The sequence below is a fragment of the Scytonema sp. UIC 10036 genome, from assembly GCF_009725235.1.
This window is the reverse complement of sequence record NZ_WJFC01000002.1, coordinates 53,405-68,262: the sequence shown is the minus strand read 5'-3', so window position 1 is coordinate 68,262 and position 14,858 is coordinate 53,405. Positions and strand designations below refer to the sequence as shown.

The following is a 14,858-nucleotide window of genomic DNA, read 5'->3' as shown; positions in this document are numbered from 1 at the left end:
AAAGAGAGACGCGATTAACCCAAGTCTTTCCAAGAGTTATCTCTCCCTTGTGCTCCTCTGCCCTCTCTAAGCGTTGACCAGTTCAGATGATAAGCGCTTCAACACCAGTCGTTCATGTTCCACATGGACGTAGATTGTGTCGCCTTCGTGGAACTCGCCGCGTAGAATCGCTTTGGCAATCGGAGTTTCTAGTTCTCGCTGAATCGCCCGCTTCAGGGGACGAGCACCGTAAACTGGGTCATAACCGACCTGAACAATCCAATCGAGAGCCTCGTCGGAGATTTTGAGCAAGAGTTTACGCTCGCGCAGTCGCTCCTCTAAATGCTGCACTTGTAGTTTGACAATTTCGCGCAACTCGTCCTTCCGCAAGCTATGGAAGATAATGATTTCATCAATGCGGTTGAGGAATTCGGGGCGGAAACTTTCTCGAACTGCTTCCATGACGCGATCGCGCATTTGTTCGTACTTGCTATCGTCTCCTGCCACATCCAAAATGTATATTGAACCAATATTGCTGGTCATAATCGCGATCGTATTTTTAAAATCTACTGTGCGTCCTTGAGCATCAGTTAGGCGACCATCATCCAGGATTTGCAGCAGGACGTTGAATACATCAGGATGAGCTTTCTCAATTTCGTCAAACAGAATTACAGAATAAGGTCGGCGGCGAATCGCTTCGGTGAGTTGTCCGCCTTCTTCATAGCCCACGTAACCTGGAGGCGCACCAATGAGACGGGCAACAGCGTGTTTCTCCATGTATTCGGACATATCGATCCGCACCAGTGCATTTTCGGTATCAAACAGATATTCCGCTAAAGCTTTTGCCAGTTCTGTTTTTCCCACCCCGGTCGGGCCTAAGAAAATAAAGCTAGCAATGGGACGATTCGGGTCTGCCAACCCAGCACGGGAACGTTGAATTGCATCAGCAACCGCTCTTACAGCTTCGTCCTGACCAATCACACGTTTATGTAGCTCTTCTTCCAGATGCAAGAGTTTTTGCATTTCCGATTCAACCAGTCTGCTCACCAGAATACCCGTCCACTTGGAGATAATTTCGGCAATGTCAGCTTCGGTGACTTCTTCGCGCAACAGAGATTTACTGCTAGTCTGGATTTGAGCTAGTCGCGCTTCGGCTTCTTTTAGTTGTCGTTGCAGCTCAGTGAGTTTGCTGTATTTCAGTTCTGCTGCCCGGTTGAGGTCGTAATCGCGTTCGGCTTGCTGAATTTCTACATTGACACGCTCAATCTCTTGTCTAATTTGGCGAATGCGATCGATGATTTGCTTCTCTGCCTGCCATTGAGCATTGAGGGCATCTTGGCGTTCTTTTAACTCTGCAAGTTCTCTCTCCAGCCGTTCTAACCGCTCTCTGGAAGCACTGTCTGTTTCTTTTTGCAGTGACAGCCGCTCCATTTCCAGTTGCAGAATTTTGCGATCGATTTCGTCTAATTCTTCTGGTTTGGAAGTAATTTCCATTTTTAGTTTAGCCGCAGCTTCATCCACCAAATCAATAGCTTTGTCGGGTAAGAAGCGATCGCTAATATATCTCGCAGACAGAGTAGCTGCCGCAACTAACGCACTATCAGAAACCTTCACGCCGTGGTGTAACTCGTAGCGCTCTTTCAAACCGCGCAGAATTGAGATGGTATCTTCCACACTGGGCTGATCGACATACACCTGCTGAAAACGACGTTCCAAAGCCGCATCTTTTTCAATGTACTTGCGGTATTCATCTAGCGTGGTGGCACCAATACAGCGCAGTTCGCCGCGAGCAAGCATTGGCTTGAGCAAGTTGCTAGCATCCATCGATCCTTGCGTTGCACCCGCACCAACTACAGTGTGAATTTCGTCAATGAACAAGACGATTTGTCCCTGTGCTTCTTGGATTTCTTTTAAGACAGCTTTCAGGCGTTCTTCAAATTCTCCCCGGTATTTGGCTCCGGCAATTAACGCACCCATGTCTAAAGCTATTAGTTTGCGATCGCGCAATGATTCCGGGACATCACCACTGACAATGCGCTGCGCTAATCCTTCTACAATTGCCGTTTTACCGACACCAGGTTCACCAATCAGCACGGGGTTATTTTTAGTCCGACGAGAAAGGATTTGAATCGTGCGACGAATTTCTTCATCTCGTCCAATCACTGGGTCGAGTATGCCCTCATGTGCCAATTGGGTTAAATCGCGTCCGTATTTTTCTAGCGCTTCATATTTAACTTCCGGGTTTTGATCTGTCACTTTTTGACTCCCTCGAATCTGTTGAATGATGTTGCGGAGTTTTTTTTCATCCAGTGCAAATTCTTGAAACAACTTTTTACCAAAGCGATCGTCTTTGGTAAAAGCTAGTATTAAATGTTCAATAGAAATATATTCATCACCAAACTCTTTGCAGTATTGTTCGGCGCGATCGAGCAGCGTCTCTAAACTGTGTCCGATGTATACCGAACCACTGCTAGCCCCCGATACTTTGGGCTGACGGTTGATGAAGTCGATAGTGCGCTCGTGTAGTTTTTGAACATTTACCCCGGCTTTGTTGAAAATAGAACTGGCGAGTCCTTCCTGTTTCAGTAGCGCTGGCATCAAATGTTCGCTCTCAATCTGCTGATGCTGAAACTGCTTGGCAATTTCGGGAGTCCGAACAAGGGCTTCCCAGGCTTTTTCGGTAAATTGCTCGGGATTGGTTGGTTGCATAATCGTGCCCCTTAGCTGAGAAATAAATTATTTTGTTAACGCTCTTAATTACGAATTTGTAATTCAGCACGGTAGGCGTCCAGTTGCGCCTTGAGTTGGGAAATTTCAGTTACCATATCTAGCACCATTGCTGCTCCAACCCAATTCAAGTTCAGATCGCGGTGCAACCTTTGAATCTGCACAACGCGAAATATATCCTGTCGGCGCAGCATGATTCCTACAGGTTCAATTAATCCCAGGCGGGCAAATCGTTCTAGCAATAAAACCGAGGTTTGGGTGAGGTAGGCGGCTTGCTCGAAACTATAGAGGCGATCGCCTGTTTCTGTCCACACCACGCAAGACAAACTCAGGTTAGAACTCATAACCGCACCTCCGTTAAGCCCTGACGGGAATTAAAACTACTAACCTGCCGCAATTTTTCATAGCACTCTCTTTCCTTAAGACTCAAATCTTTGGGTGTCACAATTTTTAACCGCACGATCAAAGCGGTACGATTACCTTTTGGATCGCGCCAGCCCTTGCCACGTAACCGGAGTGCTTGTCCGGAATCCACACCGGCTGGAATCGTCATCGTTACCTTGCCATCGGGAGTAGGAACATCTATTTGTGCGCCAAGCACTGCTTCTTCTGGGCTGACAGGTACTTCACAGGCAAGATTATCGCCCTCAAATTTGAAGAAAGGATGAGGCAATAATTCAATCGACAGATAAAGATCGCCGCGTTGCTGGTTAAAAGGACTTATCTGTCCTTTGCCTTTTACCCGAATGCGGCTTCCCGGTTTCACACCGGGCGGAATACGAACAGTGATGGTTTCTCCATCAATTTGTAGCCGCTTCTGTGTACCGTGAAACGCTTCAGAAAAAGTGAGAGCGATCGCCGCTTCTGTATCCTGTGCGGGAACATCAGTGAAGCCGCCGAAAAGGTCTTCTCCATAGCCAAAGTCGGCGTATTCCCGGAATCCTTCTGGTCTTCTTGTAGTGCGATAATTAGCTGTGCGCTGTTTTGTACGACCGCCACTGCGACCTAACCCTCCCAGCAATTCATCAATGAAATCATTAAAGTTGTCATACTGGCTAAAGTCATAACCTTGTGTACCCGCCCCTCTGGGTGGAGGTACACCCGCCGCAGCCTGTTGCCAGTACTGACCATACTGGTCATACTTCTGGCGTTTTTCCGGGTCGGACAGCACTTCATTAGCTTCGTTAATTTCTTTGAACCGCGCTTCGGCTTGCTTATCGTTAGGATTTAAGTCCGGGTGATATTTCCGTGCCAATTTCCGGTAGGCTTTTTTGATATCCTCCGGAGTGGCGTTCTTACTGACACCCAGAATTTCGTAATAATCTTTGAAATCAGTTGCTGCAACCATCAGCACCTCTTGAGATTAACGCGATGGGACGGGTGGGCAGAGGAGCAGAGGGAGATAAAACTCCTCACTCTTATACAGGCAAGGGTTCATCGCGTCTCTACTTCTAATTCTTGTACAGACAAGGGTTAATCGCGTCTCCTGGCTTCTGCCCTTTTCGAGGAATCATCTGGTTTAACGACTTCGGATACTCGGTTGAAGAAACTAGAGAATTGTTCCTGAAGCTTGGCAAATGCACCTGTTGTGTTCTCACGTGCCTTAACTTGCCGCTCTAGATTTCTAATTGCTTTGTCAAATCCTGCATACTCGCGATCGCCTCTGGCATATCCTAGTTCTTGAGCTAACTTGAGTTGGGCACGAGCATCTTCTAGCAACCTCTGTGCTGCGTCGCGATCCTTCTCTGCTAAAGTAACCGCAGTCACTAGATCGGTATGGGCTTTGACTAGCGGCAGGGGTCGAGCTTGTTCTGTGACCACTAAAGTTGAGAGCGCAAGTTGCAGCACGCCTTTGGCTTCATCAATTTTGCCTTCGTTCAACAACCGAGCTGCCTGCTTGGTAGCATCTGGATATCTCTCTAATGGCAGATTGACGATTGCTGTGCGAATCTCGCTCATCAAGTTGTTCAACAGTTCGCGAGCCGCCGGAAAATCTTCTGCATTTACAGCAGACTTAACTTGTTTGCGAATTCGGTCAACCAAATTAAAATCCTGAGGGGCAAAATCGATGATCGCTACCTGAGCCGCCACCGGAATTAGAGCTAGTTTAGGGTATTGTGCTACTAGAATGTCAATTTTTCCAGTTGCTCGTTCTAGGGCAGCAATTGCTTCTTGAGTCTTTCCCCGCTCAATGGCAGCGATCGCTTTTTTAGTTTCTTCGATTGCGGCGATCGCTTCTCGATCCAGTTTACTTTCAGCCTCAGCTGTTGCCTGTTGCCTCTCCTTTTCAATCTCCTGCTGAAGACTAGTCTCAAGCTGATTTAATGTTTCAGGAGATACCGCAGCAGAGCTAACTGCATGAACGGGAGCGATGAATAAAAGCGAGGAGAAAAGAATACCCACTAACAGGACTTGCAGCCTTCTAAAGAATCTGTGATATCGGTTCATGATTATTCTCCTGGTTTGTAAACTTGTTTTGCACCTGGGATAGATGCCTTTTTCGTCGCGATCGAACATCTGTACCTTTTTGGGTCTAAGGATTATTCAGGTTTTCCCCTACAATGCCACTTGACGCCAGTCGCTACAACGCGCTTAACCCGACGCTAGGTGCTTTATGCCGGGAAACCCGTCCACCGCACTAGCTTTGCAACGCACTGGCTCCTTTATGCCGGGAAACCCTTTCGGCAGTTCCTTCTGGGAGAAACCCCCAAGAACGGACTGCCTCACCACCGCAGTGGCTCCCCCACACCCCCATACCCTTATACCCTTTCTTTGGTCACAAGCGTGCTGTAGAGAGCTGACTTTGGGTTTGCTGACTTTCATGAGATGGTCTGTTGACTCTGGACACCCGGTTGAAGAAACTAGAGAACTTTTCCCGGAGTTTGGCAAATGGACTTTCTGTTTTCTCCTTTGCCCTGATTTGCCGCTCAATGTCTCTGATTGCCCGGTCAAGTTCTTTGTACTCGGGATCGCGTCTAGCATAGCCCAGTTCTCTCGCCAGCTTGAGTTGGGTGCGAGCATCTTCCAGCAACCGCAGTACTTGGTCCCGATTTTGCTGGGCCTGATTTTGCTGGTCCTGATTCTGTTGATCCTGTCCCTGAGCGGCTAAAGCCATTGCAGCAGCTAGTTTAGTAAGGGCATTAATCAGTGGAATGGGTCGAGATTGTTCTGTCACCACCAGAGTTGAGAGTGCCAGTTGCATTATCGCTCTGGCTTCATCGGTTCTCCCTTGATGCAACAATCGGGCGGCCTCCTTCATGGCATCAGGATACGTCTCAAGTGGCAGATTGACGGTTGATGTGCGAATCTCACTCACTAGGTTGTGCAACAATGCACGCCCAGTCGGAAAATCTTCCTCATTCACAGCCCTCTTAGCTTCATCGCGAATTGGCTCAATCAAATCAAAATCCCGAGGGGCAAGATCGATAATAGTTATCTGAGTTGACACAGGAACCAGAGCCAGTTCAGAGTAGCGTGCTAGGAGAATATCAAGTTTTCCAGTTGCCCGTTCCAAAGCTTGAATGGTTTCTTGAGTGTTTTCCCGATCGATGGCGTTGATTGCATTGCGAGTTTCTTCGAGCGCGGTAATTGCGTCCCGATCTAAGGAACTTTGAGCCTCATTCGTTGCCTTTTGCCTCTCCTGTTCAATCTCCTGCTGAGATTGAGGATTGGGCTGATTCAATGTCGTAGAGTTCATAATCTTCTCCTTGTTTGTTAATTTGTTTTGGGTTTAGAATAGGTGTTTTTTTCATCGAGATCGAACAATTGTTCGATCTACTTCTAAGCCTTCACTAGCCCATTAGTTTTTCCTTTGGTCTTGTACCAGAGGCTTCTCCCCTGCTCCACTCGGACTGCTCCCTTGCCCTTTCGTTGGTTGCAGGCGAGCTACAGCATTGGAAGCACGTGGGGACGGGGACCAGGCAGGAAAGCTTTATCGATCTGATCGAGCTCGGCTTCGGTCAACTGGAGATCCCCAGCCCCGGCGTTTTCGACTGCGTGCTCGGGGCTAGAAGCCTTGGGGATTGCAAAGAGCAAGGGCCGCCGCACTAAGAACCGAAGCGCAACCTGGCGAGGGGTCGCGTTGTGCGCGGCGGCGATTTCCTGCAGCACCTGGCCTCCGGTCGTGTGCGGATCTGGGAAGTGCCCGTGACCGAACGGGCTGTAGGCGACCACGGCGACGCCATGCTTCTCACACCAAGGAATCACGGCATGCTCGATTGCGCGCTCTTTCAAATGGTAAAGAACTTGGTTGCAAACAAAACGACCCTCGCCAGCGATCGCCTGGGCCTCTTCAAGGTCGGGCAGATCGAAGTTGCTCACTCCCCAAGAAAGAATCTTCCTCTCGTGCTGAAGCTGCTCGAAGGCGGCAATTGTGCCCTCCAACGGGTGCTGACTGCGCCAGTGCAAGAGGTAGCAGTCCAGTCGATCAGTTTTGAGGCGAGCAAGCGACTTCTCGCAAGCCGCCATCGTCCCGCGCCGAGAGGCATTCTCGGGAAGTACCTTGGAGACCAGGAAGACCTCATCGCGTCGCCCGACGATCGCCTCGGCGACCACTTCCTCGGCCATGCCGTACATCTCGGCGGTGTCAATATGGGTCATGCCGAGATCGAGACCTCGACGCAGCGTGGCGATTGCTGAGGCGCGATCGCTGCGATCGATGTACCAAGTCCCTTGACCGATCGCAGCGACCTCACGCTTTGTGGAACCAAACCGACGCTGTTCCATGCTTGTTCTCCTGATTAGATTCTTTTCTTTTGCAAGTTAGCAATTATACTTTGTGTACACTGCGCGATTACACTCTGTGTACGCTGCGCGAACGCGCCGATGCGATCCTCAGGCTCGTTCCTGATGTCCTCAGGAGATCTCACGTTTATGCGCCGCTACGATACACTGGCTTTTTCGGCGGCAGCGTGTATAGTAATGTCAATCCCACGCATAACACCAATCCGGCGATACCGTTCCACAACGACAGCACAAGCGCTAAGAAGTACAACACGCTAGTTAATATGTACATGCGGGTGAGGTAAGCGATGAATTTATCGTCGAGATGTCTGTTGAGCAATCGATGATTGCGGCTGGCATATAGCCAGATGAGCAGCCATGTCAACACTGATAAGAACAATACCAACGCATACAAGACGACTACGGTTTGCAGCTGCTGTGCGTCAGTAATGCATCTAGCCAGGACCGCCGTTGGAAACGGCAGAAACGAAATACACATCAGAAACAAGAGGTTGAACAGCCTGAATACTTGATCGCTCCGTTCGTAGAGTTGGAAAACGTAGTGATGATTTGCCCAGAAAATTCCAATTACCACGAAGCTGAAAATGTAGGCGAAGTAGGACGGCCACAACGCGAACAATCCTGAAACAAGACTCGGTGTTCCCTCCGTAGAGTTCAACTCTGGCACGCGAATTTCCAGTATCAGCAGCGTGATGGCAATGGCAAACACGGCATCGCTAAACGCTTCAATCCGCTGGGTGTCCGACTCTGCTGCCGTTCGTGATTTTTGCATAGTTGACTTGATTCTGTGTTCCACCATACCTTTGTGTCTGCTTCGATGATAGTAGAGGCGGCCGTTCTGACGGTCAGGCTTAGGGCGAGATCGCGATCCAGTTTTCCACCGAGGTGATTCCTGGTGCCGACCACGCTGCCCGCTCCGCCTCTTGCTTCTCAGCCCAGGAGCGCACCGACCCCCTCAGGATGGCCTTGCTCCCCTCCACCTCGACCGTGATCCGCAGCGCGTCGGTCTCCGCGCTGCGCACCAGCGCCTGCTCAATTTTCTGCTTGAGTTCTGATGGGGTCACGCGGGGCTTGATGGTGAGCAAGTTGGTCACCCCCTTGACGCCTTTCAGGCGGCGAACCACTCGCTCAGCGTCCATTTTCTGGTACTGCCACTCGACCTCACCCTTAAGCGTGACCCAGCCCTTAGAAACTGTGATGTCGAGCTTATCGATGGACACGCCGGCATCCCACTCCAGCGCATGAATGGCGGCTGCGGCAATGTCGGCGTCAGTGCGCTCGGTAGAGACCGGCAGCCGAACCTCGATGTCGTTGGCCACAGCCAGTACGCCACGGACGCGGTGGGCGGCTTCTTCGGCAGCCCCGCGCTTGTAAAAGGAATCAACCCAGCCTGTGAGCGTAACAACACCGTCTTTGACGGCCACGCCGATTTCGGTAGAGTGGACGCGGGAATCCCACTTCAACTCATTCAGCACATCCTTTTGGATTTGCTCGTCAGTTCGGATTGCGGTTGCAGTTGTCATGGTTGTTTCTCCTTTGAGCTACTCTTATGGTTTAAAACTGCTAAACTTCATTTCAAAGACTCTAACACCTGCTTCTGCCACAGGATGATCCTGCTCTATGCAGCTTTCTTGGTGCTGTTGTGCGGGTCGATGACGAACTTTTTCGGTGCCCCTTGGTCGAATGTCCGGTACGCCTCTGGTGCTTGGTCGAGCGAGATGAACTCGATGTTTGTGACCTCGCTCAGGTATTCCATCCGGCCCCCGAGGATGGCCTGCATCAGGAGTCGGTGGTACTTCATCACCGGGCACTGCCCCCACATGGCGAACTGCGACTTGATCCATGCGTTGCCGAAGTCGAGGATCAACTTCCCCTGCTTAGCCAGGTCCGTGGGACCACCGGGGTCGGAGCTAGTGTAAATGCCAGGGATGCCCATTCCCCCGCCGAAGCGAACCACCGACATCAGGTCGTTCAATACAGCCTCCGGCTGCTCGCCAGCGTCTTTCCCATGGCCGTGGGCTTCGAACCCCACGGCGTCCACCCCGCAGTCCACTTCGCGAACGCCAAGGATCGACTCGATCTGATCGGCCAGCGGCACGTCTTGCGTTAGGTCTACAGTCTCGTAACCCGACTTCTTCACCAGCTGCAATCGGGTCTGGTTCACGTCCCCGACGATGATGGCGGAGGCCCCTAGGAGGCGGGCACTGGCGGCGGCACACCGACCCACCGGTCCTGCCCCTGCAATGTACACCGTGGAGCCCGTTCCAACTCCCGCAATGACACACCCATGGTAGCCCGTGGGCAGAATGTCCGAGAGGAGGGTGAGGTCATAAATGCGCTCCATTGCCTGGTCTTTGTCAGGGAACTTCAGCAGTTGGAAGTCAGCATAGGGGACCATGTGGTACTCGGTCTGCCCACCTGGCCAGCCGCCCAGGTTGAAGCCGTAGGCTCCGCATGGGAAGTCAGGGTTGGTGTTCATGCAAATGTCGGTGTGCCGTTCCTTGCAGTTGCGGCAGCGGCCGCAGGCGACGTTAAATGGAACCGAGACGAGATCGCCGACCTTAATAAACTCCACGTCCCGGCCCACCTCGATGACCTCACCAGTAATCTCATGACCCAGCGTCATCCCCTCTGGAGCGGCGAAGCGGCCCCGGTAGATGTGCTGGTCGCTACCGCAGATGTTCGTGGTGACCACCTTGAGAATGACACCGTGCTCGCACTTCTTGCCACGAGGGTCAACTAGTTTTGGGAAGTCAATATTTTGAACCTCGACTTTCCGAGGACCTATATAGACTACTCCACGATTGCTTACCATAGCTTGTTCATCCTCTTTTTATGGTTTGAACTACTAAATTTCATTTCAGGCCCCCTCAGCTAGTTTCACGGGGCGCAACAACATCGCATTGGCTGCCACAAGTACTCAAGGGAGGAAAAAAGAAAGCTCACGATCAAAACTTGCAGCCCTTTAAGGAGTCGGTTTAAGGAGTCGGTGATATTAGTTTATGATGGTTCTCCTAGGTTTTTAAGTTGTTTTGAGACTGGAATAAGTGCCTTGTTCGTCGCGATCGCAACTTTGGAAATTTACGATATGACTTTAGACTTGGAATAAGTGCCTTTTTCGTCGCGATCAAACATCTGTTTGACCCGATCCCAAGCCTTCGTCAAGGCATTATCTTTTCCATTGGCTTCTCTGAACGACCGATTGTAGGTATCAACAAAAGTTTTTTGCGCGTCGTCCGACAGATTTGCTCTAATTTCTGGTGAAATCTGCTCATCATCTGCCAGTTCACCTTTTGGTTGACGGGGAATTTTCATGTCAGTGATAGCGACTTCTTCCGCACCCGCACTTTCTAACAGTGAGACAACTTCGTCTGCTTGTTCTTGTGGCACTTCCGCGACCAGTAAAAACTCACCTGTTTTCAGGCGTGTTTCGTAAACAGCAGCTTTGTCCTCCGGCATTCCCATTGCGATTAAGGCAGATCCAATGCCTGCTCCCAAGGAACCATATAAAGCACCGCCTGCCGCTCCTAATAATGCTGCTCCCAAAGGGCCTGCTGCTACTACGGTTCCCAAAAAGGGAATGAACAACACGCCCACGCCCGTAAGTAAAGCCAAGATAGAACCAAATAGCGATCCAAAAATCGCTCCGGTGGCGAGTCCATCCAAGATCACATCTTGTTTAGTCACAAATCCGGAGATACGAGTTTCGGTGTGGAAGTCGCGACCAATAATCGAAATGTTATCTTTAGGAACGCTGCGATCGATTAGACGCTCAACCACTTCTTGCATCTTCTTCTCATCATTGAAGATAGCAGAGACACTTTTGAGGGCGGTTTTTTCAGATGTAGAAGTCATAAAAATTACTCCAAATTAAAAAACTAGATAACATCACGAAATGTGGCGCAGATTTAAGGACGCGGGGATAGGAAGAGAGTATTTGAGAATTTCACTGCGTCACCCAGGCTCGCTAAAGCAGTTCCTTTAACTCTGAGAACTAGAGCAACGGACTGCTCGCTGCGTCTTGTTACTTTTGTTCCACAAAGTCTGCATCGATGATATCTTCACCGCCGCCTTGACGGTCTGTAGAAGTACCACCGTTTGAAGATGCACTTGCTTGTGAGTAAACTGCAGTGCCGATTTGCATCAGGGCTTGTTGAATTTCGTTGGTGAGAGACTTCATGCGATCGATGTTGTTCTGCTCAATTGCCTGACGCAAGTCTCGAATTAAGCCTTCCACGCGGGACTTGTCTGCTGGTGGCACTTTGTCGCCCAAATCCTGAAGTTGTTTCTCGGCTTGATAAGCAACAGAATCTGCTATGTTTTTGGTATCAATTTGTTCGCGCCGCCTACGGTCTTCTTCCGCATTGCGCTCGGCTTCTTTCACCATCCGTTCTACTTCAGATTTGTCGAGGGTAGACGCACCTGTGATGCTAATGGACTGTTCTTTACCTGTGGCTTTTTCTCTGGCAGTTGCTGACAGAATCCCGTTAGCATCAATGTCAAAAGTAACTTCGATCTGTGGCATACCTCTGGGAGCTGGAGGAATCCCATCTAGTCGGAAGGTTCCCAGGCTCTTGTTGTCGGATGCCATTTCGCGTTCACCTTGCAGAACATGGATTTCTACGTTTGTTTGTGCGTCAGCCGCCGTTGAGAACACCTCAGACTTCTTCACTGGGACAGTGGTATTGCGCGGAATAATCTTGGTCGTCACACCACCTAGAGTTTCAACACCCAGCGACAACGGCGTGACATCTAGGAGCAGTACATCTTTTACCTCACCCCCAAGCACACCCGCCTGAATTGCTGCACCCACTGCTACGACTTCATCCGGGTTGACACCCTGGTGTGGGTCTTTGCCTATTATCTGCCGTACCAGTTGCTGGACAGCCGGCATCCGAGTTGCACCACCCACTAGGATGACTTCGTCAATATTTGCGGGACTCAGTTTAGCATCGCGCAGAGCTTGTTCGACGGGAATGCGGCTGCGATCAAACAAGTCGGCGCACATTTGCTCGAACTGTACCCGCGTTAAGGTCATATCTAGATGTTTCGGGCCCTCCGGAGTTGCGGTAATAAAAGGTAAGTTAATGTTCGTCTGTGTTGCGCCTGACAGTTCAATTTTGGCTTTTTCTGATGCTTCGGTGAGGCGTTGCAGGGCTTGTTTGTCTTTACGGAGGTCGATGCCTTCGTTACGCTGGAATTCGGTTGCTAGCCAGTCTACGATTCTCTTATCAAAGTCATCACCGCCCAAGTGGGTGTCGCCACTGGTAGCTTTCACTTCAAACACACCATCACCCACTTCTAGGATAGACACGTCGAACGTTCCACCACCTAAGTCAAAGACTAGGATGGTTTCATTGGTTTTCTTGTCAAGTCCGTAGGCGAGGGCAGCCGCTGTTGGCTCGTTAATAATTCGCAGAACTTCAATCCCGGCAATTCTACCGGCATCTTTGGTAGCCTGCCGTTGAGAGTCATTGAAATAGGCAGGGGTGGTAATTACCGCTTGCCTCACTGGTTCGCCCAGATATGTGCTGGCATCATCTATCAGCTTGCGGACTACCTCAGCCGCGATTTCTTCGGGTGAAAATTCCTTGTTCAGAGCGGGACAGTGTAGCTTGACATTGCCATTACTGTCACGTACTACTTTGTAAGTAACTTGTTTTGCCTCTTGGGTGACTTCATCATACCTGCGCCCGATGAACCGCTTCACAGAATAAAAAGTGTTTTCTGGGTTCATTACACCCTGGCGCTTGGCAATTTGCCCGACAAGTTTTTCGCCCTTCTTGGTGTAAGCAACTACAGACGGAGTTGTGCGACCGCCTTCTGTGTTCGGAATAACGACGGGTTGTCCGCCCTCTATTACAGCTATACAGGAGTTGGTAGTTCCTAAATCAATACCAACGATTTTTGCCATCGTTAGCAACCTCCTTCAAAGATTAAGATAAAAAATTAAGAGTCTGAATTTAGGACAAGTTGAATAAATGGTATTAAGAAGGCAGAGGGCAGAAGGGGAAACCCCATAAATAAATTTAGGGGATTTAACAACGGCTTCTGAAAGTAAGGATTTCCCGACTTGAGCAAACTGACGTGGGCTTGTGACCTTTTGGCAGAAGGAAGAATCTATCCTTGAACCTTCTGCCCTCTGGCTCGTTAGCACTCAGGATTCGGCTGCGTTTTCAATCGCGGCTGACAATGAGCGGAGGTCGTAAGAGCCATTGTGGCGCACACCGTTGATGAAAAAAGTCGGCGTGCCGTTGACCCCGCTCTGGATTCCGCTGAGTAAGTCTTCGCGTATCTTGGCTACGTGGGCGTGCTCGGCGAGTTCGTGACTAAACCGAGGCACATCAAGACCGAGGTTAGCGGCATATTCTATTAGATGTTTGCGATCGAGCGCCTGTTGATGTTCAAAGAGATAGTTGTGCATCTCCCAGAACTTACCTTGCGCCCCAGCTGCCTCTGCTGCTTCTGCTGCCTGCTCGGCGTGGGGATGCATGCTAGTTAACGGGAAGTGGCGGTAGACAAAGCGCATGAGATCCCCGGTCAACTGCTGGAGTTCTTTGACGATGAAATGGGCACGACCGCAATAGGGACACTCATAGTCGCCGTATTCCACGAGGGTGACAGGTGCGTTTTTTGGCCCTCGGATATGGTCGCGTTCACCTTCAGGTGTGCCGAAGGCATCGCTAACTGGGAGGCTAAGTTCGCCTGTTGCTGTTGTAATCATGTTGTCACCTCCTGCTCTTAAGGGAGTGCTTTGGAAAACATTGCGTCACTGCCCTTGCCCGTTGCTCCTGTGCTCGTCACCTAAGTTTACTTTCACAACCTTGTTCCTATCTTCTTCAGCCTTGGGCAGCCTCAGCTTGAGAATGCCATCTTTGTATTCTGCTTGCACCTGATCGTGCTGGACACGGGTAGGCAACGGAATTACGCGCTGAAACCTGCCATAGCGGAATTCGGTGCGGGTGATGCCTCTTTCTTCCGTTTTGATTTCTAATTTCCGCTCACCGGAAATAGACACTGCCTCTGGCGATACCTGCACATCTAGGTCTTTGGGGTCTACACCGGGAATTTCTACCTTGAGATGAACCGCATCGGGGGTTTCTTGAATCTCTGCAGAGGGAATAAAGGCAATGCCTTCTTCTTCTCTACGACCTGTCGGTGCTATCTCATCAAACAAGCGGTTTAACTGCCGCTGCAAACTTTCAACTTCTCGGAAAGGTTCCCAACGAACGAGTGCCATAATTTTAAGTCTCCTGATGATCTATACTTGGGTGTTTAGAATTTTGCATTAGACTGGGTTTTGTCAGTCGCTGAAACAGCGTTGCTATCATGCCAGTGCTGAATTCTGTTCACACTATAAAGAAGAAATCTAAGGGCTTTCTGAGGAAATTATGATGATTGGGGATTGG

13 protein-coding genes are annotated in these 14,858 nt (G+C 50.1%); all 13 read right to left on the bottom strand.

All coding sequences use genetic code 11. The features are described from left to right. Nucleotides 1-66 precede the first annotated feature (66 nt). Entirely contained in the window at nucleotides 67-2,688 is a 2,622-nt protein-coding gene (clpB, locus tag F7734_RS01720; protein ID WP_155743096.1) for an ATP-dependent chaperone ClpB, read from the bottom strand. A gap of 44 nt (nucleotides 2,689-2,732) precedes the next feature. Next, nucleotides 2,733-3,050 (bottom strand): chaperone modulator CbpM, encoded by a 318-nt coding sequence (locus F7734_RS01715; RefSeq protein ID WP_155743095.1) that lies wholly within the window; start codon nucleotides 3,048-3,050, stop codon nucleotides 2,733-2,735. Beyond that, a complete protein-coding gene (locus F7734_RS01710) occupies nucleotides 3,047-4,054 on the bottom strand; it encodes a DnaJ C-terminal domain-containing protein (RefSeq protein ID WP_155743094.1) in 1,008 nt (335 codons plus the stop codon). The genes F7734_RS01715 and F7734_RS01710 overlap by 4 nt, the downstream gene beginning before the upstream one ends. A gap of 125 nt (nucleotides 4,055-4,179) precedes the next feature. Beyond that, nucleotides 4,180-5,154 (bottom strand): YfdX family protein, encoded by a 975-nt coding sequence (locus F7734_RS01705; protein WP_155743093.1) that lies wholly within the window; start codon nucleotides 5,152-5,154, stop codon nucleotides 4,180-4,182. Between the two features lie 328 nt (nucleotides 5,155-5,482). Then, nucleotides 5,483-6,403, bottom strand: coding sequence for a YfdX family protein (locus F7734_RS01700; RefSeq protein ID WP_155743092.1), 921 nt, complete (start codon nucleotides 6,401-6,403; stop codon nucleotides 5,483-5,485). A 188-nt stretch (nucleotides 6,404-6,591) separates the two neighbouring features. Beyond that, nucleotides 6,592-7,431, bottom strand: coding sequence for an aldo/keto reductase (locus F7734_RS01695; protein WP_155743091.1), 840 nt, complete (start codon nucleotides 7,429-7,431; stop codon nucleotides 6,592-6,594). Between the two features lie 145 nt (nucleotides 7,432-7,576). Continuing rightward, nucleotides 7,577-8,221 carry a TMEM175 family protein gene (locus F7734_RS01690; protein ID WP_166481677.1) on the bottom strand — a complete coding sequence of 215 codons (645 nt, stop codon included), beginning with the start codon at nucleotides 8,219-8,221 and terminating at the stop codon, nucleotides 7,577-7,579. A 79-nt stretch (nucleotides 8,222-8,300) separates the two neighbouring features. Further along, a complete protein-coding gene (locus F7734_RS01685) occupies nucleotides 8,301-8,972 on the bottom strand; it encodes a BON domain-containing protein (protein ID WP_155743089.1) in 672 nt (223 codons plus the stop codon). 95 nt (nucleotides 8,973-9,067) lie between these two features. Further along, nucleotides 9,068-10,264, bottom strand: coding sequence for an alcohol dehydrogenase catalytic domain-containing protein (locus tag F7734_RS01680; RefSeq protein WP_155743088.1), 1,197 nt, complete (start codon nucleotides 10,262-10,264; stop codon nucleotides 9,068-9,070). Nucleotides 10,265-10,530: 266 nt separating this feature from the next. Then, a complete protein-coding gene (locus F7734_RS01675; RefSeq protein WP_155743087.1) occupies nucleotides 10,531-11,304 on the bottom strand; it encodes a ChaB family protein in 774 nt (257 codons plus the stop codon). 169 nt (nucleotides 11,305-11,473) lie between these two features. Further along, nucleotides 11,474-13,363 carry a molecular chaperone DnaK gene (gene dnaK, locus F7734_RS01670; RefSeq protein ID WP_155743086.1) on the bottom strand — a complete coding sequence of 630 codons (1,890 nt, stop codon included), beginning with the start codon at nucleotides 13,361-13,363 and terminating at the stop codon, nucleotides 11,474-11,476. Nucleotides 13,364-13,606: 243 nt separating this feature from the next. After that, nucleotides 13,607-14,173: a DsbA family protein gene (locus F7734_RS01665; protein ID WP_155743085.1), complete on the bottom strand. Its 567-nt coding sequence runs from the start codon at nucleotides 14,171-14,173 to the stop codon at nucleotides 13,607-13,609. 45 nt (nucleotides 14,174-14,218) lie between these two features. Next, nucleotides 14,219-14,689: an Hsp20/alpha crystallin family protein gene (locus tag F7734_RS01660; RefSeq protein WP_155743084.1), complete on the bottom strand. Its 471-nt coding sequence runs from the start codon at nucleotides 14,687-14,689 to the stop codon at nucleotides 14,219-14,221. Nucleotides 14,690-14,858 lie beyond the last annotated feature (169 nt).

Bases quoted from the DNA above. Each gene is read 5' to 3' on its own strand.
- F7734_RS01700 (WP_155743092.1), bottom strand. From the start codon at position 6,403: ATGAACTCTACGACATTGAATCAGCCCAATCCTCAATCTCAGCAGGAG.
- F7734_RS01675 (WP_155743087.1), bottom strand. From the start codon at position 11,304: ATGACTTCTACATCTGAAAAAACCGCCCTCAAAAGTGTCTCTGCTATC.
- F7734_RS01665 (WP_155743085.1), bottom strand. From the start codon at position 14,173: ATGATTACAACAGCAACAGGCGAACTTAGCCTCCCAGTTAGCGATGCC.
- F7734_RS01680 (WP_155743088.1), bottom strand. From the start codon at position 10,264: ATGGTAAGCAATCGTGGAGTAGTCTATATAGGTCCTCGGAAAGTCGAG.
- dnaK (WP_155743086.1), bottom strand. From the start codon at position 13,363: ATGGCAAAAATCGTTGGTATTGATTTAGGAACTACCAACTCCTGTATA.
- F7734_RS01715 (WP_155743095.1), bottom strand. From the start codon at position 3,050: ATGAGTTCTAACCTGAGTTTGTCTTGCGTGGTGTGGACAGAAACAGGC.
- F7734_RS01690 (WP_166481677.1), bottom strand. From the start codon at position 8,221: ATGCAAAAATCACGAACGGCAGCAGAGTCGGACACCCAGCGGATTGAA.
- F7734_RS01710 (WP_155743094.1), bottom strand. From the start codon at position 4,054: ATGGTTGCAGCAACTGATTTCAAAGATTATTACGAAATTCTGGGTGTC.
- clpB (WP_155743096.1), bottom strand. From the start codon at position 2,688: ATGCAACCAACCAATCCCGAGCAATTTACCGAAAAAGCCTGGGAAGCC.
- F7734_RS01705 (WP_155743093.1), bottom strand. From the start codon at position 5,154: ATGAACCGATATCACAGATTCTTTAGAAGGCTGCAAGTCCTGTTAGTG.
- F7734_RS01695 (WP_155743091.1), bottom strand. From the start codon at position 7,431: ATGGAACAGCGTCGGTTTGGTTCCACAAAGCGTGAGGTCGCTGCGATC.
- F7734_RS01660 (WP_155743084.1), bottom strand. From the start codon at position 14,689: ATGGCACTCGTTCGTTGGGAACCTTTCCGAGAAGTTGAAAGTTTGCAG.
- F7734_RS01685 (WP_155743089.1), bottom strand. From the start codon at position 8,972: ATGACAACTGCAACCGCAATCCGAACTGACGAGCAAATCCAAAAGGAT.